18 protein-coding genes are annotated in these 21,353 nt (G+C 42.3%); 7 read left to right on the plus strand and 11 right to left on the minus strand.

Going from position 1 to position 21,353, the window contains the following annotated elements:
- Positions 1–192: 192 nt before the first annotated feature.
- On the minus strand, positions 193–894 hold the full coding sequence (locus ACVBIK_RS19510; RefSeq protein WP_447170327.1) for an energy-coupling factor ABC transporter permease: 702 nt from the start codon (positions 892–894) through the stop codon (positions 193–195).
- Positions 895–984: 90 nt separating this feature from the next.
- Here ACVBIK_RS19510 and ACVBIK_RS19515 point away from each other — a divergent pair, with 90 nt between their 5' ends.
- Positions 985–1,425, plus strand: a complete 441-nt coding sequence (locus tag ACVBIK_RS19515) for a hypothetical protein (protein WP_447162538.1) — start codon at positions 985–987, stop codon at positions 1,423–1,425.
- A 245-nt stretch (positions 1,426–1,670) separates the two neighbouring features.
- On the opposite strand, the gene ACVBIK_RS19520 is transcribed toward ACVBIK_RS19515, so the two are convergent.
- The 5 genes from ACVBIK_RS19520 to lspA all read right to left on the minus strand — a co-directional run bounded on the left by ACVBIK_RS19520 (position 1,671) and on the right by lspA (position 7,836).
- Complete coding sequence (locus ACVBIK_RS19520; RefSeq protein ID WP_447170328.1) at positions 1,671–2,468, minus strand: phosphorylase; 798 nt, start codon at positions 2,466–2,468, stop codon at positions 1,671–1,673.
- Between the two features lie 420 nt (positions 2,469–2,888).
- Positions 2,889–3,830: a hypothetical protein gene (locus ACVBIK_RS19525; protein WP_447170329.1), complete on the minus strand. Its 942-nt coding sequence runs from the start codon at positions 3,828–3,830 to the stop codon at positions 2,889–2,891.
- A 106-nt stretch (positions 3,831–3,936) separates the two neighbouring features.
- Positions 3,937–5,883, minus strand: coding sequence for an ORC-CDC6 family AAA ATPase (locus ACVBIK_RS19530; RefSeq protein WP_447170330.1), 1,947 nt, complete (start codon positions 5,881–5,883; stop codon positions 3,937–3,939).
- Between the two features lie 144 nt (positions 5,884–6,027).
- Positions 6,028–6,516 carry a hypothetical protein gene (locus tag ACVBIK_RS19535; protein ID WP_447170331.1) on the minus strand — a complete coding sequence of 163 codons (489 nt, stop codon included), beginning with the start codon at positions 6,514–6,516 and terminating at the stop codon, positions 6,028–6,030.
- Positions 6,517–7,338: 822 nt separating this feature from the next.
- Positions 7,339–7,836, minus strand: coding sequence for a signal peptidase II (gene lspA / locus ACVBIK_RS19540; RefSeq protein ID WP_447170332.1), 498 nt, complete (start codon positions 7,834–7,836; stop codon positions 7,339–7,341).
- Between the two features lie 321 nt (positions 7,837–8,157).
- On the opposite strand from lspA, the gene ACVBIK_RS19545 reads away from it, so the two are divergent.
- The 3 genes from ACVBIK_RS19545 (at position 8,158) to ACVBIK_RS19555 (ending at position 11,524) form a co-directional block, all read left to right on the plus strand.
- Entirely contained in the window at positions 8,158–9,120 is a 963-nt protein-coding gene (locus tag ACVBIK_RS19545) for an integron integrase (RefSeq protein ID WP_447170333.1), read from the plus strand.
- A 477-nt stretch (positions 9,121–9,597) separates the two neighbouring features.
- Positions 9,598–10,392 (plus strand): 5'-methylthioadenosine/adenosylhomocysteine nucleosidase, encoded by a 795-nt coding sequence (locus ACVBIK_RS19550; RefSeq protein WP_447162527.1) that lies wholly within the window; start codon positions 9,598–9,600, stop codon positions 10,390–10,392.
- 157 nt (positions 10,393–10,549) lie between these two features.
- Complete coding sequence (locus ACVBIK_RS19555; protein WP_447170334.1) at positions 10,550–11,524, plus strand: FUSC family protein; 975 nt, start codon at positions 10,550–10,552, stop codon at positions 11,522–11,524.
- A 150-nt stretch (positions 11,525–11,674) separates the two neighbouring features.
- Here the strand turns inward: ACVBIK_RS19555 and ACVBIK_RS19560 are convergent, their stop codons facing one another.
- The 3 genes from ACVBIK_RS19560 to yqfB all read right to left on the minus strand — a co-directional run bounded on the left by ACVBIK_RS19560 (position 11,675) and on the right by yqfB (position 16,718).
- On the minus strand, positions 11,675–14,785 hold the full coding sequence (locus ACVBIK_RS19560; protein ID WP_447162525.1) for an efflux RND transporter permease subunit: 3,111 nt from the start codon (positions 14,783–14,785) through the stop codon (positions 11,675–11,677).
- Entirely contained in the window at positions 14,782–16,155 is a 1,374-nt protein-coding gene (locus ACVBIK_RS19565; protein ID WP_447170335.1) for an efflux RND transporter periplasmic adaptor subunit, read from the minus strand. Before ACVBIK_RS19565 ends, ACVBIK_RS19560 begins: the two co-directional genes overlap by 4 nt.
- 248 nt (positions 16,156–16,403) lie before the next feature.
- Entirely contained in the window at positions 16,404–16,718 is a 315-nt protein-coding gene (gene yqfB / locus ACVBIK_RS19570) for a N(4)-acetylcytidine aminohydrolase (RefSeq protein WP_447162540.1), read from the minus strand.
- A 228-nt stretch (positions 16,719–16,946) separates the two neighbouring features.
- Here yqfB and ACVBIK_RS19575 point away from each other — a divergent pair, with 228 nt between their 5' ends.
- On the plus strand, positions 16,947–17,195 hold the full coding sequence (locus tag ACVBIK_RS19575) for a DUF2986 domain-containing protein (RefSeq protein WP_447162523.1): 249 nt from the start codon (positions 16,947–16,949) through the stop codon (positions 17,193–17,195).
- A gap of 136 nt (positions 17,196–17,331) precedes the next feature.
- On the opposite strand, the gene ACVBIK_RS19580 is transcribed toward ACVBIK_RS19575, so the two are convergent.
- Together ACVBIK_RS19580 and ACVBIK_RS19585 are read right to left on the minus strand one after the other, a co-directional pair.
- Positions 17,332–18,861: an MATE family efflux transporter gene (locus tag ACVBIK_RS19580; RefSeq protein WP_447170336.1), complete on the minus strand. Its 1,530-nt coding sequence runs from the start codon at positions 18,859–18,861 to the stop codon at positions 17,332–17,334.
- A gap of 44 nt (positions 18,862–18,905) precedes the next feature.
- Positions 18,906–19,739, minus strand: a complete 834-nt coding sequence (locus ACVBIK_RS19585) for an ion transporter (RefSeq protein WP_447162521.1) — start codon at positions 19,737–19,739, stop codon at positions 18,906–18,908.
- A 210-nt stretch (positions 19,740–19,949) separates the two neighbouring features.
- On the opposite strand from ACVBIK_RS19585, the gene ACVBIK_RS19590 reads away from it, so the two are divergent.
- Positions 19,950–20,465: a L,D-transpeptidase family protein gene (locus tag ACVBIK_RS19590; protein WP_447162520.1), complete on the plus strand. Its 516-nt coding sequence runs from the start codon at positions 19,950–19,952 to the stop codon at positions 20,463–20,465.
- A gap of 219 nt (positions 20,466–20,684) precedes the next feature.
- Positions 20,685–21,245 carry a VOC family protein gene (locus ACVBIK_RS19595; protein ID WP_447162519.1) on the plus strand — a complete coding sequence of 187 codons (561 nt, stop codon included), beginning with the start codon at positions 20,685–20,687 and terminating at the stop codon, positions 21,243–21,245.
- The last annotated feature ends 108 nt before the right edge of the window (positions 21,246–21,353 follow it).

The raw sequence follows: 21,353 nt of genomic DNA on the forward strand, positions 1-21,353 counted from the left end.
CGGCATTTATGCCGTCAATTATCTTACATTCAAATACAACACCGATGGGCTAATGCCCAACCTACATAAGCCTTACCTAACAGCCTTAACTAGAAACCTTACCTAACAGCCTTATCTAGAAGCCTAGCGCTCTAACCTCTCCACTAGCCGGACGTAGTCCGCTCTCAAAGCGAAGCGCCCTTCTACAAAAAACTATTTCTTCCACAGATAAGTTCTGTCTGAATAGTCATAAAGCCATTCGGGCCGGTATACCACCAGCAAGGTAATTGCCATGCCATTGAGCAAGGCTTCAGGAAAACCTAACAGCCCAATAAGCACTAAATAGTGATGACTCAAATACGCCCAGTCGTATTTAGTGGTGAACGATAACCACGTCGCCCAAGCAAAAATATGAAACAAAATAGATAAAAAGCCGTTGATAAACGCGCCGCAAAAAATATAGATAAACAGATGATGGGGTAAGTACTTAAATACCAGGCTGTACACCAAGAAACAGCAAAAGAGAGGCAAACACACCCCAAGCAGCCCATAGATAGCGAATACTGCGGGCTGTTTAAAGACAAATAGAGCAAAAAATAGTGTTGGCAATAACGCTATTAAGCTGGCCAAGCGCCAACCAAACATCAGCATTAACACCACTAAGCCTAGAAAGTGAACATGGATCCCCGGCGTGACACTGGCGTTCATCAGCCACAAACCGGTTAGCGCTATGCTTGCCATCAAAACATGGGTTTGCTTAGCGGGAGTCCTCAATAACTGAACCAGCTCATCGCTTGGGTAAATCACCCAAACCCATAAGGCTAAGATCAGCAATGTGGCGATATCCCCACTGGAAAAGGTCCAGTTAATGTCGCTCAGCCGTCTATGCCAGAAATCGATTAAACCTGCGTCCATGAACTGTAAAATCCTGTAATCTCGCTGCTAACTTACTTCAATATACGTTATGCTGGCCCGTATAAACCTATAATTAGAACAAAAAATCTTATGCGCTTAACAACATTGTCTTTTGTCGTCGTACTCAGTAGCTTGCTCAGCGCGTGTAGCAGCCAGCCTGATATCGAGCCCGAAAAATTTGCAGGCCAAGTCAGTGACTCTTTTAGAACCGATATTAAAGGTAATGGTTTAAAGCTATTTACTTACCGCGCCATTCTCACCATGGAAACACCACAAAGCCAAGCTTTACCACACGAGGTGCGCTCAAACCAAAAGAAGCGTTCTCGTGCTAACAAACGATATCAAGGGCCAGATTTAACGATGTGGACAGAGAAGATTGAGCATGGTTTACAACAAACCATTGAAATGACCGGCTACTGCAAAGAGGGATATATCGAACTGAGCCGCAGTATTCAGTACGACCGTGGAATGATCCGTGGTGAGTGTAATGATGGCGCCGATGAAGCCGATATCGCTAAGTTTGATTCTTAATGTGCTTATTGATTATGTGGATGGACTGCTTATTTAAAACAGTCCATTCCCTGCTATTTAAATCTAAAGCTCGTTGAATCCAAAGTTTTTTAAATCAAAAGTTCTTTAAATCAAAAGCTCGTTAAATCAAAAGCCCTTTAAATCCATGGGCTAATTTAATTACTGATTAATTTAACCACAGTCTGATTTAATCACAACAAGCTAAAAAACGACCATGTTTTAACCTAAATCTAATCAAGATCTCTCTACTGCTCAATTGGGTAACCACATTCCGTAAGGAACTGCAAAAAACCATACTCAGTTAACCAACAAAGCTGCTGTTCTGAGTTAACGAGAAATCGACCGCTATAACACAGACCGTGACCAGACACAGTACCCACCACATTGGTAGATCGTGGCACGATTAGCATCCAGCCCTGAGTCAATAAAATATTATAAGGTAAGCAATCGGCGGCGCCGTCAGTCAAGGTCGCTTTATAGCGGCCAAACTTAAGCATCGCGGCGTTATAATGCTCTATCAACAATTGAGCATCTAAATGTTCAAATTGAAATAGATAATGCTTAAAGGGCAATTTGCCTGAGAGTATTAAGGCTTCTAATGTGATTGGCGTCTTCACTATTTGCATATGACGGTGCATTTGGCTAGCCCCAGCATCATGCCCGGCATTAAAAAAACCCAGCGTATCCGCTGAAGAAAAGCCCTGAATCCACGCCTTAAAGTCGACTAGTCTCAAAGCCGATGTTTGCAAAAAACATTCTTTAGAACAGATCAATATATGTGGAGTGATAATCGGAAATTTGTTCAGTAAACAGACATGCTCTGAACCAATCTCACCAATATAAAGTGCGGGATCATAAGGAGCAAGAAAAGGATCATGTAGCGACACCTGCGGCTGATGCTTTTTCGCCATGTTCTCTGTGACTATGTTGCCTACATAGTTGATTCCATCGAGTTCAATTAATGTATCAGCATCCGTTAACGGCAGTAATGCCCCCGTTTGCACACCGCTCTTTGTTAACTTCTCGGCTATTGTCCAAAGCATTTGACTCGATCCAATTCAAAAGGTTACCGACAGAGAATAATCTATTCATAGCGACAAAAGTAGCTGTTTCAGCTGCTTTATTAAAGGCTAATAGCGCTAAAATCACATTAGGATTAAAGCCGCTCACCACCAAGGACCCGCAGACAACAAAGAAAGACAACAACGCAAGCCTTTTAACAGCTTAAGCTTTACCTCCGTGTTCTTCGTGAAAGCAAACCGACAAAATCGGTTGGTAGTTAAGATACGACAAAGTCCCTTGGTGTTCACAAAGTGTCTCAGATGTTACAAACTCATTTTTGGACAGAATGTATGGTACGCGGATATTCGGTAACGCCTCATTAAGAGGCAAATAATTGTTGGCTAAAATAAGTGAGCCACCAACAAAAAGCCAACTGTAATTTGTCCTGCTGAAATGACTTGTTAGATATTCTCTTTTACAAAACTAAGAATATCATTATGAATTTTTAAGTTAGTACCATGCCCAATGTCTTCATATGTATGAAAAACAACATTTACATCGTTTGCTTGGTAAATATCTTGGCATTTAGTCCAACGTTCAGGTTGCATATTTTGACCTAACACTGAGTGAATAGTTTTTCTTTCTGCATCGGAGTATGCATCATCATATTTCACAGCATCATTGGTATCATTTTCGCCCATAAACAAAAATTGCGGTAAAGATGCCCATTTAGTTTTACTAAAATCTCTACCTGTAATATTTTTAAAGTCATTAACGCCTAAAGGGTAATTTAACTTCTCATCAGAGACTTTATCGGCAGGTAACATCAAAATTCCATTTAATCCGCCAGCAACGACTAACTGAAGACTTTCAGGGTGTAACATTGAAAAACGGTTAGCTAAACTTCCTGAAGCAGAAAATCCAGTTAAAATAACTTTACCATGCACTTTCACAGAGTGATTACTGAGTTCTCTTTTAGCTTCAGTAATCATTGCTAGTAATTGTAGGTCTAGCCTTTTTAAGTCCCCAGATTCTACTAACAACGTATCTCTATCTAATGCGTGAGTATATATTTCCCAATCAGTTTTTGAACGAGGAAATACAGGGATCATTATTGGAGAGTTTAACTTTTTTGCAACCCATGGACCTACAGCATTTCCCACGATAGCCTTTTTAGCGCTTTGATAATGTACATCGAAATCATCAGAAACAGCGCCTGTATTGTTAGTTTCAACAACCAAGTAATTTGTGTCGATATTCGAAGGGATTTTTAATAAGAACGGAAAAGAAAAACCTTTATTTGGCTGAGCCTTAACTTCAATTATTGTATCTGCATAGCTTCCGTTACTTATTAATATCAGAAACAAAGCTGTAGTTTTTTTAATTAACTTCTCGAATCGCATGGTGACTCCTCCTTGAGAACATCTAACGCCTTGCTAAGCGGAAAATAATGGTTGGCTATAATCGCGAAGCGATGGCCAACTGTTATTTTTCCGTTTAAGCAACTTGTTAGGCTTCGTCTTGACCGAAGTAAATATAATTGCCTTTCTTTTTTCTTTGAATCAACTGATCTCGTTCCAGTTTTTCACCAAACTTAGCTACCTTTTGGATATAACAACCAACATCATCAGCCACATTTCTAGCAATTAAATCATCTTCTTCCTTAGACGATCGTATTGCACCCACAATTTTCATTTCTTCTTCTGTGAACGCAGCTATCTCACTATTAATCTCTGTTAGGTCACTTCTGTCTTTTGGGCAGAACTCTAAGCGAACACCCGCAATATCTAAATCCTTGTCTTTATATACCGTAGAGCAATCATTACATTTCCATTTTTTCTCTTTTATTTTTTCAAAGTGCTCATCATATGGAACAAACACATCATCATAAACAAAGCGCTGTTGGCGAATAAGGTCTTTGTCTGTGCCCCATTTCATGTTGTTTTCAGAACAAACTCCATAATCAAAACAATACAGACTCCTTGAAGCCTTTTCTTTTTTAGTTGTTCGCCCCTGAGTTAGCAAGTGTGAAATAAAGAACATATTAAAATACTTTAGTTTCATTTCATTTTTAGGAAGAACCATGAAATGACTACTACTTGCTTCTATTTTAGCTCTCTCTAAGATTGCTCGCTCCAATAGACTATTCCAAATATCCTGATAATACGCAGGTATTGCAATCCCACAAGAACCAATAAATTGATTCAAATACGCCTTAGATGCATATTTAATTCCGTAATCAATATCTGTTTTTCTAATTTGTAATATTTCTCCATTAAGGTTACGTGATAAAGCTTGTTTTAGAATTATTCCAACAGTTCTTGGAACCCCCATAGCCGCTTTACTTATTTCTTGGACGCTGTAAGAATAATCCTGAAATATGACTTCAGAATTAAGGCTTGGTATATAAGCCCCGACTCTTTCTTTAATCAAGCTGTCTGTTAAAGCATCTAATCCTTTCATTGCAGCCCCCAATGAACCATTCCTCTCTACATAAGCATCTAAATCGAGGTTTAATTCGAACAGATCCCTTTGAAGAATAATTGAGCTACCAAGTGAATAATTATCGGTAATTGCACATAACTTAATGAATACACCTGAGTGATTGCCTAGTATTTTTCTTAACAGCGTAGAAAATCTACGCTGTAAATCTGAATTAAGTGATGAAAATTCATCAATAAAAATAACAATATGATTAAGACCTGCAGCGTCTCTAATGTTCCCTAGAGACCTCAAGATATCACTAATATTCAGTCTAAAGTTGAGGGTTGAACTGCCTTCACTAGAGTTTGTATCTTTAGCAGAATTAGTTCTGTTAGTTTCGGCTGAAGCTTCAGGGTTAGCTTTTGCTTTGAGAGCAAGTTTTTGAGAATAAGCCAAAGCGGTTTCAGAGGTGTTTGTCGTTTTTATTTCACCACTTTTATCATTTTTTCTAAGAACACCAGAAAGAAGTACATCAGCGAGTTCATTTAATGCGTTATTTGTATCGTTCTGAGCTTCAATTTCTTTAGGGGTGAAAATTTTATTTAATAAGCCTTGTTTCTTTGATAGCTCAGGCCAAGTTCTTTCCAATTCAGTTTTAATTGACTCATGAAGCTCGCTAGCAAATATATGTTCAAATTCAGTGAAATCTTTTGTCGCTGTATCTTCTAGGGATTGGCATTTACTTAAATCTAAATAAATTCCTAATGTTTTGGGTTTTGCAATTAACTCTTCACTTCCCCAAGAGTTAATGCATTCTATTAGGCCTCTATATAGCAAGGTAGTCTTGCCTGTTCCTCTTCTTCCTACGATTAAATTATCAGTCTCTCCTACGACTTCTCTAAGGAAGCCTAAATAATCGACATAGTACTCAGATAATTTTTTTAACTTACCTGTATCCTTCAGAGGAATGTAGTCAGAACGCAACATTGACGTAAATGCATCTTCCAATTTTCTTTTACTTTTAGTGTCCATAAACATCCTATGTTAACAATGTATCGATGATGATTGCTGTGAAGCCTAACGCCGCGTTAAGCGGACTAAAATAGTGGGTTAAAATGTGTAGCGAAGCGAAACGTAACCCACTGTTTTAGTTCCGTTTAAACGCCTTGTTATATTTTATTCTTCCCACACTTGGAGGTTACCAGTACGCCAAGATTCACCATCAAACGATAATACATCGTCTAACTCTTTACACATAGAGTGTTGTCTGTAACGTGGAGTCGAATCTTTCTTAAACCATTTACTTATTAAAGTGATCGGCTTTGGTATTGATATTTTCTTTTTTTCATTAAGCTCTGGTTGCCAAAAATATATGATTATAGATTCAGCCATTTCAAGGAAATGTCTTGACGCATCATTGGGGTAATTAATCTCACCGATCCAAAATTCTTGTTCGCGATTTATCTCATGAACTTTATGATGGTTTTTAAATCTTCCATGAAAACTACCTTCGGTGATACCACAATATTGAATTGTTGCTTCTCTTTCATATTTTAACTTACCAGTGGCAAGATATAGGCCATTACCCCAATCAGAGTTTTCTTCTATTTCTTGATATGAAAATGGACCTCGCCAGTCAACAATCACAGTTGTGTGAGAACTCAATGCATACTCCTTTAAAATATAACGCTTTGCTAATGGGCAAATAATGGTTGGCTATAATGCGCGAGGTACGAGCAGCAGCCAACTGTTATTTGTCCTGTTGAGCAACTTGTTATATGCAACGGTGGTTGTAGCCAAACACTGCACGAACTTAAGTCACCTGTAATAATAAAACCTGACTGTGAACTTTTACGCTACACACGAAAGGTTAAACAAAATTAATAGCGTTGCCACCTTTGAAAAAGGTAAAAGAGGCAATGCTTATTAATGCTGATGCTAACTAGTTTTAGCGAAAAACTACGTACTAGAAAGCACTTTATCTAAAGCTTATTTTTATTAGCATATAACGCCCCAATAAGCGGCTAATTTCAGTTGGCTAAAATCAGTGAGGCACGAACGACAGCCAACTGTAATTTGTCCGTTTGATTGCCTTGTTAGTTGCTGGTTGTTAAAAACACCAGATTTACAATAAGTTATCATGTTTGATGGATGGGAGGAAGAACCAATAAGCACTTCCGCACGACACACCAAACCATGAACTTTGAGCCTTAAAAACTAAAGCTATTTAAATGCATAAACTACGAAAGGCGAAAACTGGGTTGGGCAAAAAGGAAGCGTAAACTGAACGGCACTTCCATTGCCAAACTAAAGAATTGAACCAAACGCAAAACTATACGATTTGCACTAAACGATAAATAAAATTATTCGATTTAGTGCGGACAACTAACGCCCACTTAAGCGGACAAAAATAGTTGGTTAAAATGTGTAGCGAAGCGGAACCTAACCAACTGTTTTTGTTCCGTTTGAAGTGCTTGTTAGTAGCCTTTACACCGTAGCTGTGGCTTTATTCTCATTTTTAGTAAACAGAAGAAGAAAAACACCTAGCATTATTGCTATGTCTGCTACATTAAAAATCCCAGTACGGATGGAACCAATACCAATATTTAGAAAATCAATAACAGCACCGTTATTAACTACACGATCATAAAAATTACTAATACCACCAGAAAACACCAAAGATAAAGCAATTAAAGAAGTAAGGTGCTGTTTTGAATTTGAAACTAAATATACAAATAAAGCGGACAAAAACATACCAACTAGAACTACAAAAAACCAGAATCTAGCTTGTTCTGACAAGTTGTTACCCAAGCCCAGAAAAGCACCAATATTTTCCGTATATCCAACCCTGAGGGTATCATTAAGGTAGCTTGTCATTTGAAATTTAGGAAGGTGTTCTGCTGCCAATAGTTTGGTGGCTTGATCACAACCTACACATGAAAGAGTAACTAAAAAAATAGTTAATAATCTTTTCCAAATATTCATATTTACTCAAAACCTTTTCTGGCTACTAACATTTGTATAGTGCGCATGCGCGTTTACCTCATTAGACCAGCTAAAACGCGCACAACTAATCATTTGTATTTATTGATGAAAATAAAATATGGAACAATAACTTTTTAGAGAAAACGCGCATGCGCGTTTATCAAACCTGTTATTTAAATCAACACCTACATAAGACATTGATGTTATAGCACAAATCTTCCCTCCTCAAGTGTAAGTGAGCATTATTCACACAACATTTCCCTGAAAAACCGAGCAAAGTAGATAATACTGTATAAATAAACAGTTCAAGAGTGACTTCCCATGACAGCTAAAAAAAGCCCTTTCTTAACTCAAGTTAGTGAACATATGCGTATGCGCGGTTACAGTATCAAAACAGAAAAAGCATATTTGTACTGGATTAAAGCTTTCATTAACTTTCAGCAAAAGCGTCACCCAGAAGTAATGGGGCAAGCTGAAGTGACTCAATTCCTCAGTTTTCTGGCTAACTCACGTAATGTTGCTATTAATACACGGAAAGTGGCGCTCAATGCTCTTGTGTATCTTTATCATAAACACCTAAAACAAGATCTAGGCGACTTGGGGTTTAGATATGCCACCAAACAAAGGCAGTTACCTATTGTGCTATCTACCGAAGAAGTTTCTGAGGTGCTTTGCCAGCTTAATGGGCGAGACCAGCTTATTGTCGAGTTACTGTATGGCAGCGGACTGCGGGTTTCAGAATGTTTAAGGTTACGTATTCAAGATATCGATCTCGCACGCTGCTCACTCACTGTCAGAAATGGAAAAGGCCATAAAGACAGACAAACCATTCTCAGTCAAAAATGTACTATCAAACTACCTGCTTATATCGATGCTGCGCGTGCTATTCAGATTAAGGACAATACCTGTGGTATGGGGCCATCTTTACCCAATGCACTAGAGCGTAAGTACCCCAATGCATATAGGCAAGCTGGCTGGATGTTTGTTTTTCCATCAACCACCACAAGTGATAATCCGTACACTAAGACTCACTGCAGACACCATTTACATCAGAGTGTTATTCGAAAAGCACTTGCCGCTGCGGTGCGGAAAACCCATATCATCAAAAGAGTTACTTGCCATACCTTTAGACATAGCTTTGCCACCCATTTACTTCAAGCTGGGCGAGACATAAGAACGATTCAGGAGCTACTGGGCCACAATGAAGTCAATACCACTCAAATCTACACTCATGTGCTTGGCCAACATTACGCAGGCACGGTGAGCCCGCTAGATAATCTTTAATACGGCTATCACGGAGCCCGACGGTGATTTAAAAATAAGCTAAACCAATGAAAAAGTTGTAATAATAAAACATCAGCCTACTCGTTTCACCTTTTAAGTGATGGGCACTAAACCGCCTATTAATGAGATAGCTACAAAATGGTTTAGGCCCACCGGACAGAGCCAAACGATTACATCTATGTCACCGTTGCATTTGTGAACCGGCTCATATCAGGTGTTATGGCCGAACTTCCTAGGATAGACTGGCAACGATATCTAATCATTACCAGCTCAAGCGCGCGACTTGGTAACAGAAACCAAAAAAATAAATGTCATCCGTCTTCATTCGAAGGCCAACATTAATGTCCATTAAATCTCTTCCCGTTCTAATCAAAACTTACCCACTTCACGTTCGTAATATATTGCTGAAAAGCACGTTTACTCTCACTGCTAATGTCATTATGATGCGCCCATCTTTACTATTGGAATGCCACTAAGATGCGCACCACTCTTGTTATTTTCGCTCTACTCTACTCACTGTTCTCGATTAACGCCCTTGCTCAAACTGATGCTAAAACGGGTACAGTAAACCATGCCCAGCCTATCGCTATTTTGGGAGCGATGGACGCTGAAATAGAAAAGCTACTGCCGGAAATTGAGCAACGCCAAACCCATACCATTGCCAAAAACACTTATTACACAGGTCTTATCAAAGGTAAACCTGTGGTTGTCGCTCGCTCTGGTGTTGGTAAAGTCAATGCGGCGATCACCACTTATGTGTTGATCAATCACTTTAATGTCAACAGCATTATTTTCACCGGTATTGCTGGCGCTGCGGGTCCTGAGTTGAATGTTGCCGATGTGGTGATTTCAACCGCGCTGGTGCAGCACGATGTTGACTTAACCGCTTTTGGCGCGCCAAAAGGTCAGCTTGATGGCTATAACGATCGTTTCTTCTACGCCGATAAAAAACTGCAAGCACTAGCCCTTAGCGCTGCGCAAGAGTCTGTGGGTAAAACGCGGGTACACCAAGGCGTTATTGCCACTGGCGATCAGTTTATTGCCGATAAAAGCGTAGTAAACATGTTACTTAAAGAGTTCAATGCTATCGCAGTTGAAATGGAAGGCGCCGCAGTAGCGCAAGTTACCGATATGTTCGATATCCCGTTGGTTGTCATTCGCACCATTTCAGACAAAGCCGATGGTTCGGCGCACTTAGTTTATGAAGAAGCCAAGCAGGTAACTGCTGATAACTCAGTGGCCATCACATTAAATATGCTTAGCAAAATGTAATCAATACAGTCTGAATTCCGCTCTCTATAAAAAAGGCGCTAAACCAGATGGTTTAGCGCCTTTTTTATATGGGATCAGCCCGTCTTATATAAACGACTATTCTTTTCTGCGACAACTTCTATACTTTTGTTAATCAACCTAAATATCAGAATCCATTATGTTTGTATATGAGCGTACCAGAGGTGTTCTTTTTTCTTTAGGTATGAGTTTGCCTATCATTTACGGCGCTCTCACGCAGCATTTTCTTCAAGCCGCATTTATGAGCCTTGGAGCCTTACTCGCTTTGCTACTCGACCCTCGCAGCCAGGCATTAAAGCAAATTCTCGCTATCGTTATCGGGGTGCTCGCGGTGATCCTAGCTGCTGCACTGGGGCTGACTTTAATCGGTCATCCACACATGGCCATTGCAGCATTAATGCTATTTGGCTTTCTCGCTGGTCTGCCAAAACCGGAACACGCCTATTGGGGGTTGCTCGGTAAATATATTGCTACCGCCTTATTGCTGGCCCAGCTGGGATTCCCCGCGTCACTAGCCATAGGTATCGCCTATTTTTACGGCGCCGTTTTTGCTTTAGTGCTTATTTTACTGCAAGGCTGGCTATATAAAATTGACGAGGTTGGTCACTCGCCTAGCAATGAATTTTTTCAAATCATTAAAGGTGATACTAACGGCCCTTTTTATGGCCTAACGTTACCGTTAACCATACTGGCTGCGACGCTCTGTGCTGATTGGCTGCATGTCAATCAACCCGGTTGGGTCGGCTTGACCATATTATTTGTGATGCATATTAATGATAGGCTTTCTTGGCATCATTTATGGGATCGCATCGTTGGCACCTTACTTGGGATCATCATTGCCTACTTCTCTGTTCGCTATATTGATCAGCTTGGCTTAGCGCTGGTGATAGCCATATTTGCCTTTTGGATCCCGTACAGTCTCAGGAAAAGCTATTTACTGTTTAGCCTCTCGATAACGGTCACCGTTATGGTGGCGATCAATTTTGCCTTGATGCCCAATGGCGATTTAAATCTAATGAGCTGGCGCTTTTATGACACTGTCATTGGCTGTTTTTGGGTGGCAATCGCGCTTATCATCACCCATGGGATCCATGCTTTTAGAAACAAAAGATAAGTTTATACATCCGCTTTAAAGTCATCCTTTAGTGGATTGCATGTTGCTCTCTACTATGTGCATCACACTCTCTATTTTGTCAATATTTCATTAAAAAAGGCGCTAACCACAAGGGGTAGCGCCTTTTTAGCATCTATCATTACAAGCTGATTAGGCCTTTATTTCCTCATCTTTCTGACTAAAACTGACCTTGCCAAAATCGTCTAGAATCGCGTAACAGGCCGGGACCATAAATAGCACTAGCGCGGTAGATGCAAAAATACCAAATACCATAGAAACCACCAACGGCTGTAATACCTGCGCTTGAATACTGGTTTCAAGTAACAGTGGCAACATGCCCGCAGCTGTGGTTAGAGACGTAATAAATACGGCTCTGAAACGCTCTTTGCTAGCACTCACTACCGCTTGATGCACCGATTGGCCCTCTTCTACATGAAAGCGGATATATTGCACCAGCAATATCGAGTCATTAACAACCACCCCGGCAAGTGCCACAAAGCCGAGTATCGATGGCATGCTCATGGAGTAACCCAGTAACAGATGACCCCATAACACGCCAATTAACCCAAGCGGAATAACGGCCATGACCACTAATGGTTCAATGTAGCTCTTAAACTGCAGGCTTAAAATGGCAAATACCGCTAGCAAGCCAACAATAAAGCCACTTGCCATTGAGTTTTGGGTGGTCGCGCTCTCTTTAACTTCACCTTCATAGCTGACACGAATACCGGGATAGCGCTTTTTAAGCTCAGGTAATAGCTCATCTTTAAAGGCGTTATTGATTTCGCTTGCGTTAGCTAAGTGAGTATCCACTTCGCCAGTTATGGTGACAAATCGCATGCCATCGAGGCGAGAGATCTTAACGTAGCCTCGTTGCCACTCAAAGTTGGCCACCGCAGACAACGGTACTTGCTCGCCTGCGCTACCGATATTGATTGGGAAGTTCGCCAGATTTTCAAGCTTAGCGGCATCAATTTTATCTAGCTGTACATCGATTTGAATGCTCTCTGGCCCCACTTGAATGGTATCGGCTGTTTGATGAAAATAGGCGCCACGAAGCTGGCTCGCTAACATCATGCCGTTTACGCCAAAGGCTTCTGCCCCCGGTTTTAAAGTCATTAAAATCTCGGCTTTACCCGGCCTCATACTGTCCATCACGCCTGAAACACCATTAAAGCCTTGCAAGTATTGCTGCACTTCAATCGCCGCTGATTTAAGTTCGTTTAAGTTGTCACCGCGCACACGAATTTCAATCGCGCGCCCAGCAGGCCCCATCTTAGGCTGCTTAAAGACGATGGCAATCGGATCGACCATTTCGCCCACGCCCTGCTGCCATTCTCTGATAAAGGTGCTCATCAGTGTTTGGCGCACTTCAGCGCTGAGCAAGTCAACTTTTACCGTGGCAACATGGGCACCACTTTCACCGGCATCGGCGTTAAAGTTAAAGCGCTCAGTAATATGCTGGATAAGTTGTTGTCCGTCTTCTTTATCGCTGTATTTATCACCTAGCTGTTTAGCAACGCTGACCACTCGATTAACTACAAACTCAGTTTGCTCAAGCGTTGCACCCGGCGGCAAGATAATCCGCGCTTCGGCTACATCGCCGTCAAGCTCAGGAAAGCCGATAAACTTAACCGCGCCGCCAGCTGCCAGCGAAATAGAGATAAACAATAAGCTTATCACTGAGCCCATAAACAGATAGCGCCATTTGATCACCCACTCTACCGCCGCCACTAATTGCACGGTTCTAAAATGCTCAAACTGTTGGTTAAATTTTTGCTTGAAACGACTGGTTTTACGCTCTTTGCCTTTGGCGGCATGGGCCAGGTGGTTAGGCAAAATCAAAAAGGCTTCGACTAAACTCACGGTCAAGATAAGCAATAAGGTTTGCGGGATCACTCTGAGCACTTTGCCCATATCGCCTTCCATAAAAGCGATGCTGGAGAAGATAAATACCGTGGTTAAAAAGGATGATATCACCCCAGGCAATACGCGCTTTACCCCTTGAATAACGGCGTCAGTTTTACTCAAACCTCGCTCAATATGGGCCGCTATAGATTCGGCGATAACAATGGCATCGTCCATCATGATGCCGATTGCCATTAAAAAGGCCACCAGCGTCATAATGTTAATCGTTAAGCCAACTTGCGCCATAAAAAACAAGCTGCCCATAAAGGCGACGGGTAAGCCCATAGCCACCCAAAATGAGTAACGTAAGCTAAAAAACAACCACATACACAGGAACACAAGCACCACACCTTGCAAGCCATTTTCAATTAGCATATTAAGGCGATCCCACAGCAATGAACTTAAATCATTGGAAGTGCTAATGGTGATCCCATTGGGAGTGCGCAGTTTCTCAGCATCTAAAAAGCCGATGACTTCCTCTTTTAGTCTTAATGAATCTTGCGACTTATTCTTAAACACAGTCAAAATTGCGGCTTGTTCACCATCAAAGCGAATGCTCTCTTCATCAAGCTCGAATCTATCGGTAATGGTGGCAATATCACCAAGCCGTACGACTCCGCCCTGAGCGTCTGAGCGGATCACAATATTGGCAAGACGTTCGGGCTGCACTTCACGCTGATCGAAGCGAATAAGAATATTCTTACTTGGCGTCTCAACCGTGCCGCTAGGTAGCTGCACGTTTTGTTGTTCAATCTGTTTGGCTACATCGGCCACACTCATGCCTAGACGTTTAATCGCGCCGAGTGAGATCTCAACCAACAATTGGTGCGATGAAAAGCCCGCGATCTCCACTTGCCGAATACTGGTATCTAGCTTGAGTCGACGCTTTAAGTCTTCGGCGTAGGCTTTAAGTTCTGGCTTGCTGGTCGACGCTGACACCGCAATATCGATAATCCGCTCGTTAAAATCTAACTGTTCAACAATTGGAGGTTCAATTTCTGCCGGAAAGTCTTTAATTGCCGAGATCTTAGTTTGTACATCAACAAGGCTGCGGCCAATCTCAGCTTTATCGTCAAGCTTAAGTGTCATGCGAGCAACGCCTTCTAGCGCGTCACATTTGGTTTCAATAATACTACCAAGGCTATCGACGGCATCTTCCATTCTAAGGCAGAGGTTTTCTTCCACGTCTTGAGGGGATGCCCCGGGTAGGATCACTTGCGCACTGATGAAGTTTTTAGAAAACTCAGGAAAGGTCTCTCGCTTAAGCTGAGGCAGCGCCTTAATTCCTAGAATGATAAACGCCAACATCAACAAGGTCGTGGCGGTGCGATGACGGACAAAGAAACCGATCACGGCTTAATCTCCGCTTTGTTAGTTTCCGCCTGCTTAGTGTTCGCTTTATCCGCGTTGTCGACATTAGCGTCATCAGTTTGAGTGCGCAGCGCCATACCGTTCACCGCCGGAATAAGGTCGGTTAACACTAACTTCATGCCCTCGACGAACTCACCTTGCAGCGCCGCTTGACCTTGCTGACGAAAAAGAACCTGAACATCAATAAGCTGTAAGCGATTGTCTTGGTTCATGATATAGAGTTTGTCACCGTGCAGCGCGCGTTCTGGCACCATCCAGTAATCACGTTCTCCGCCTTTAATTCGTGCACTGACAAACATGCCGTTTACCAGCGGTGGCGACTGATCAATTTTAAGCTCACGGTACTGCTGCTCGACCTGCAATACCACACTGACAGTGGCTAATGTGGGGTCAACTGTTTCACCAATACGGCTGATTTTAGCCGGCCAGCTAAAGGAGTAAGTGGCTCCCTTTAAGTTGATCTCTGCGCTTAGGCCTAACGCTTCTGCGCGCGGTAATTGCATCTCTTGCCCTTGTGGCTTGTTGATGGTTTTCATCAGCGTCATCACATCGCCGAGTGACACTTGGGCTTCAACCTCCATGACCTCGATACCGTTAATGCGCGCCAACACTTGCTGCGGCGACACCACTTGATTATTTTCGATATTCACCTCAGCCACGCGGCCCTCAAAAGGCTGACGTATTTCGGTTTTAGCCAGTTGGCTCTGAGCCTCCTCTTCACGAGCAACCGCTTGCTGTAATTGCGCCTTAAGAATATCGGTCTCATTGGGCATGAGGTTTAAACTGTTATCTAATTCTTGTAATTTTTGCTGTTGAGCCAATAGGTTTTGTCTTTCGCCATCAAGCTCAGATTGTGAGATAAGGTTTTGCTTACGCAGTGTCTCTTTACGCTTTAAATCTGATTGCACTAGATCATAGCGATTGTTTTCAATTTGTAGCGATAGTTGTAGGTTTTTAAGCTGTAGGCCTTTACCGGCAAGCTGGCCTTCAAGGGCTTTACGGTCTGCCTGGGCTTGAGACAGTCGAATTTGATAATCCAGTGGATCGATAGACAGTAAGAGCGTGTCTTTTGGCAGGATTTTACCCACAGCGAGATCGGGATGTTTATATACCACGCGCCCGCCCACTTCAGGCAGTAACTGCCACTGAATTTTAGGACTAACACGCCCAAAGGCGTCGACCTGTGCCACAACAGGGACTTGCTTTAACTCAATGACCTCAACCAGCTTGCTCGGTTCGGCCTGTAATTCAAGTGGCGGATGACTACGTAGCTTAACCACTACGATGAGCACCACAACACCGACCGCCACTGCTGGGAAAAAATACCACGGCTTTCCGTTTAAGCTAGACATTACCACTCTCCTCCATGGAAACCATGTTTGTTCTGTTTTTGAATCTTGCTGGTTAATCACTGGCGATACAAAACTGCGTTATTCACTTGAATGACGCAGTCTACTGGCTGCCGTTAGCTTTTGCATGGACTATCGTTATTCAAAAACCAGAGTTTTGAATAACAGCACACTACGAAAAATTAACCCGATTGCGGGCAATGTTTATTGAACTAAAACGTTAAGGATAAAACTGGCAAAGATAAAACGGATTAAACCAGACTAAAACGGATCATATACATTGAAGTGATCCCTGGATATATCTGCCTAATTAAGGTTTTAAGCTCTGCAAGACTCATATTTTCTTGGCTAGCATGGCTGTCATCTAAGTCATCATAAGCCACTTTTTCAACCGACAAGATATCCAGCTCACCGTAACAGCGACCATCTTCTAGATTTGACACGCTAACGCGCTGGCCTGCCTGATAAAAAGACTCTGACTCATCACGCAGTGTAATGGTTTTTTTGCCCGCTAAAATATCGACCTCAAAACGGCTAAAGAAGGTGATCTTATTCGGTGGATTCATCATGCTATCGATACTCTCTGCTGCATCACAATTGATGCTTTGTCTTTATTTTAATTCGAAGCGGCTCGTGGATACATGTTTTTGTATCAAGCAGGGTAAAATAGTCTATTACGCTGAATGAAATACTGCGGTAGCAGTCACGCCCCGTTTAGGGTAAAATCCGCATCCGATTTCTAGCTTGGCGCACAATGTGCCACAATTGTCATATAGGCATATCGTAGAGAACTCATGAACAGAAAACAGAAGATGATCAAAAAGACCGCAAAACGTGCTAAGGCTCGCCTTAACAAGCACACTGCGCCTACGATCAAAAAATATGTGTCTAAAGCTGAACGTGCTGAGCAGCAAGCTAAACTTGTTGCTGAAGAAGCTGCCCAGCAAGAAGCGCTTGCAGCAGAAGGGACGACTGAAACTGATGCGGCCACTAACGACGCACCGATAGCAAGCAACGACGAAAAAGCGGCGCCTGCTAACTAACTTTTACCAAATGTAACGTTTACCGACGGTGTCACTTTTACCCAGTGTGTTTGTTATCACTGGTATCTGTTATCGCTTGTATTTGTTGCTTAAAGTATCTGTTACTAAGAGTCTTAGTTATCAAGACTAATTGAGCTTATTTGGTTGAAACCTTCTCTTCTTGTCCACCAATAAGCTCAGCCACTTTGTTACTGGCTTCATTATCTTGCTCTTCATTGACCATGGCCATATTGGCACAAGATGAAGACATAGGATTTTGACTACTTAAGCTCAACTCCTCATCAAACTCAGTTTTATCTTCCTCTATCTGACTTTGAGCCCTATAGCGCCCACTAACGGCAGTTATTGCTTGAACCTTATCAACCAATCTGTAAGCGACGATAACACCCAATACACCAAATATAATCGAGCCGATAGCCTGACCAACCAACACGCCGTATACGCCTCCCCACTGTGCACCAAAATACACAAATGGAATCGTGCCTAACGTGGCCTTACCCACATTAAACAAGGTTGAGTACTTAGCCTTGCCCAGGTTATTAAATGAGGCGTTGGCGACAAACAATATGCCAGAAAAGATAAAAAACACCGCAATATAGGAACAGAAGAATAAGATAAGCTCTGCCGCATTACCTTTCATATCAAACGCGCTGACAATTTGATGACGAGTCAAGAAAAGCAGCAGTGAAACCCCAAGTACGTATAAGGTACAGAACTGAATCGCTCGGGTCAGTGACTCTTTCATCCGTGTAAATTCTAGTGCGCCAAAGTTTTGCCCAACAATGGGGCCAACAGCACCTGATAACGCGAAGATCATGCCAAATGACACCGGAATGAGTCGCCCAAGCACAGCCCAACCAGCAACATAGCCATCGCCAAAATCGGCAATGGCGCGCGTTACGACTCCATTTGCGATAGGGGTTGCCACGTTAGTGAGCATTGCAGGACCTGCAATAGCAAAAATGGGTTTTAAGTCTTCAACAAAATGTTCAACATTAAAGCGGCCCAGTAAGTTGTGTTTAACCACCACACCTCTTGCCGCTACCGCAAACACGGCAATACGTGCCAATACAGAGGCTACCGCCGCGCCTTCTATGCCCATGGCAAACATAAAGATAAAGATCGGATCAAATACCGCATTAACCCCGCCACCAATAAGTGTTGATACCATAGATAACTTAGCATCACCCACTGCGCGCAGCGCACTACCTAGCGCCATTGCAAGGCAGATAAACGGTAACGATGGTACGACAATATTCAAGAAGCTCTCGGCTAGCTTAGCTGTTTCTCCAGTTGCCCCCACTAGGCTCAATAACTCCGGAATAAACATGTACACCCAAAAGGCAACAAAGATACTTACTAACAGCGTGACAACGAGACTATTTAGCATTAGCCGTTTAGCTTTTTCAACTTCTTTGGCGCCAATTGAGCGCGACACTACAGCGCCAAGTGCTATCGATAAGCCAATGCCAATTGAGGTGGTAAAAAAGGAGATGGTACCTGCATAACCAACCGCCGCCGCTAGCTCTAACTCACCAAGTAAACTGAGAAAGAAAAGATCTAATAAATCGACCACAAACAATGCCGATATACCGACAGCGGCGGTTGAACTCATCACTAAGATGTGGCGTAAAATCGATCCCTGTACAAACTTGGCTACAGCCATAACACCTCTTAGCCTTTGGCTAATCCTTTAACATTGATGATTTTTTACAGGTCGGTCTCTAATTCGCTGCCACAATGATCACAGTATAGAGCATCCGTTTCATGCCCAACCTTCAAACAGTTACTGCAACGTCTTAAATCACGCGTGCGCCCAATCTCTTGTGAGATCTCTGCGGTTAAAATCCCCGTAGGAATAGCAATAATGGAATAACCCAGCAACATGGTAAATGCGGCAATTGCTTGGCCTAAAGGAGTCTGTGGCGTGATGTCACCATAACCTACCGTTGTGATGGTCACAATGGTCCAGTAAATCGATTTAGGAATTGAGCTAAAGCCATTATAAGGCCCTTCAACCACATACATAATTGCGCTCAACACAACCACGATAAGGCTTACGGAGAAAAAGAAGATGAATACCTTACGGCTCGACTGCATCATTGCGCGCAGCAGCAAATTTCCTTCGCTTAAATAACGTAATAACTTTAATACTCTGAAAATTCGAAATAGACGCAAGATCCTAATGACCATAGTGAAACTTGCACCAGGGAAAAACAACGCTAAATACGTCGGTAATACGGAAAGCAAATCAACAACGCCATAAAAGCTCTTGGCATAACTCAGCGGCTTAGCTGAGCAGTAGAGTCTTAACAGATACTCTATGGTGAAAATAACGGTAAATCCCCACTCAATAGTGACGATGATATCACCGTATTTTTCGTGGACACCTGCGACAGTATCTAAGAAAACTAACATCACGCTTAGCACAATACAGACCATCAAACTGATATCAAAATAACGACCAGCAGGCGTATCGGTACCAAAAATAACCCGGCGTAATTTAAGTTTTAGTATACTTTCTGACTCTTTATCGGTTGCCATTGTTACAGCAAATCCTTGCGCATATGGCGAAGATTTAATCGAGTAAAATTGATTAATCAACGCATTAAAATAAATGATATCAATAGTGTGACACGCATATAGAGATAGCTCAAAAATAATCTTAGCTTTTAGCGTCAACACTCACCGATTTTTAGGGTAATATGACCCCCATATTTGACTCTGTTTTAGCTTATTGACTCAAGGTTTTTCATGCGCGTTATTGTTTTATCACTCAGTTTATTATTGCTTATCTTAAGTAGCCTCTTTTCACCGGCCACAATAGCGAGCGCTATGGTCAACGGTAAAGCCGATCTAGTTATCGTGACAAAGTCAGAAGCGAGTATGTCGCTGTTGCGCCAAGGTAAGGTGATAAAAAAATATCGCATTGCTATGGGTGACAATCCTGTTGGGCATAAGTTAACCGAAGGCGACCAGCGCACGCCAGAAGGGCGTTATTTATTAGACTACAAAAAGTCTGATAGTGCTTACTACCGCGCGATTCATATCTCCTACCCTAATGATGAAGACCGTTTACGTGCCGATGCGTTAGGCATTAGTCCAGGCGGGCAGATCATGATCCACGGTGAAAACCCTAACTCTAGCTTAACCCCTGAAGAAGCCCAGATGTATAATTGGACCGATGGTTGTATCGCGGTCACCAATGCAGAGATGGATGAACTTTGGCGCGCGATTGATGAAGGCACGCCGATTGAGATCTGGCCCTAAACATGGTTAAACACTCGCTTCTTTAAGTAGATAAGTTTATTTAAACAAGTAGCTTCTTTAAAGAGGCAGCTTCTTTAAACAAGCAGTTTATTTTTACAAACAGCTGCTTGATAAATTTGCCTTCTTTAAGTGATAGCCATTTTTATCCAGTAGGGTTCTGCAAACATTAGTCACACATAATTTCAAAATCCCGTGCCCTTTCACCTTTAAGGCCCAAGCATGACATACCAAGAATTAATCAATAGCTGGACGACATTCAGCCTAAATATCCAAGCCTTTACTCAAGAGTTAGGTCTAGATGAGCTGTCTTTAGAATGTGACCATACCGCGCTCAGAGTGAACAGTAACCAAAGCGCTGATGGGCTGAGAGCTGAGTTTGCTAAGGTTGGTAATATCATTTCAGACAACATGATTAACGGCCGCCCGATTTTGATTATCGAACTCACCACGCCATTAATGATGGGCACGAATGCCATTGAGTGTGTTGAGCTGCCTTACCCTAGCGACAAAGTCTACCCAACTGAAGGCTGGGAGCATATTGAACTGGTACTCGATTGTAATGCTATAGATTGCGATACATTGGCTCAGGCACTGCTCAAGCAAGCGCCACAGCTAGCCCCAGTATTAGCTGGTGAAACTGACATAAAAGTTAAAATGAGCTCCCCAAAAGGCGATAAAGAGCGCCTTGCGAACCCGACCATTGCGTTTAAAAAAGACGGAATTTGCGTCAAAGTGCATGCTCACGGCATTAAAGCGGTGATTGCATCGGAAGCGGAATAAAGCGCTAAATTTATAGACTCAATGGAGAATCCTAGGTTCTAGGTTCTAGGTTCTAGGTTCTAGGTTCTAGGTTCTAGGTTCTAGGTTCTAGGTTCTAGGTTCTAGGTT

Source organism: Shewanella sp. 125m-1 (assembly GCF_052977065.1).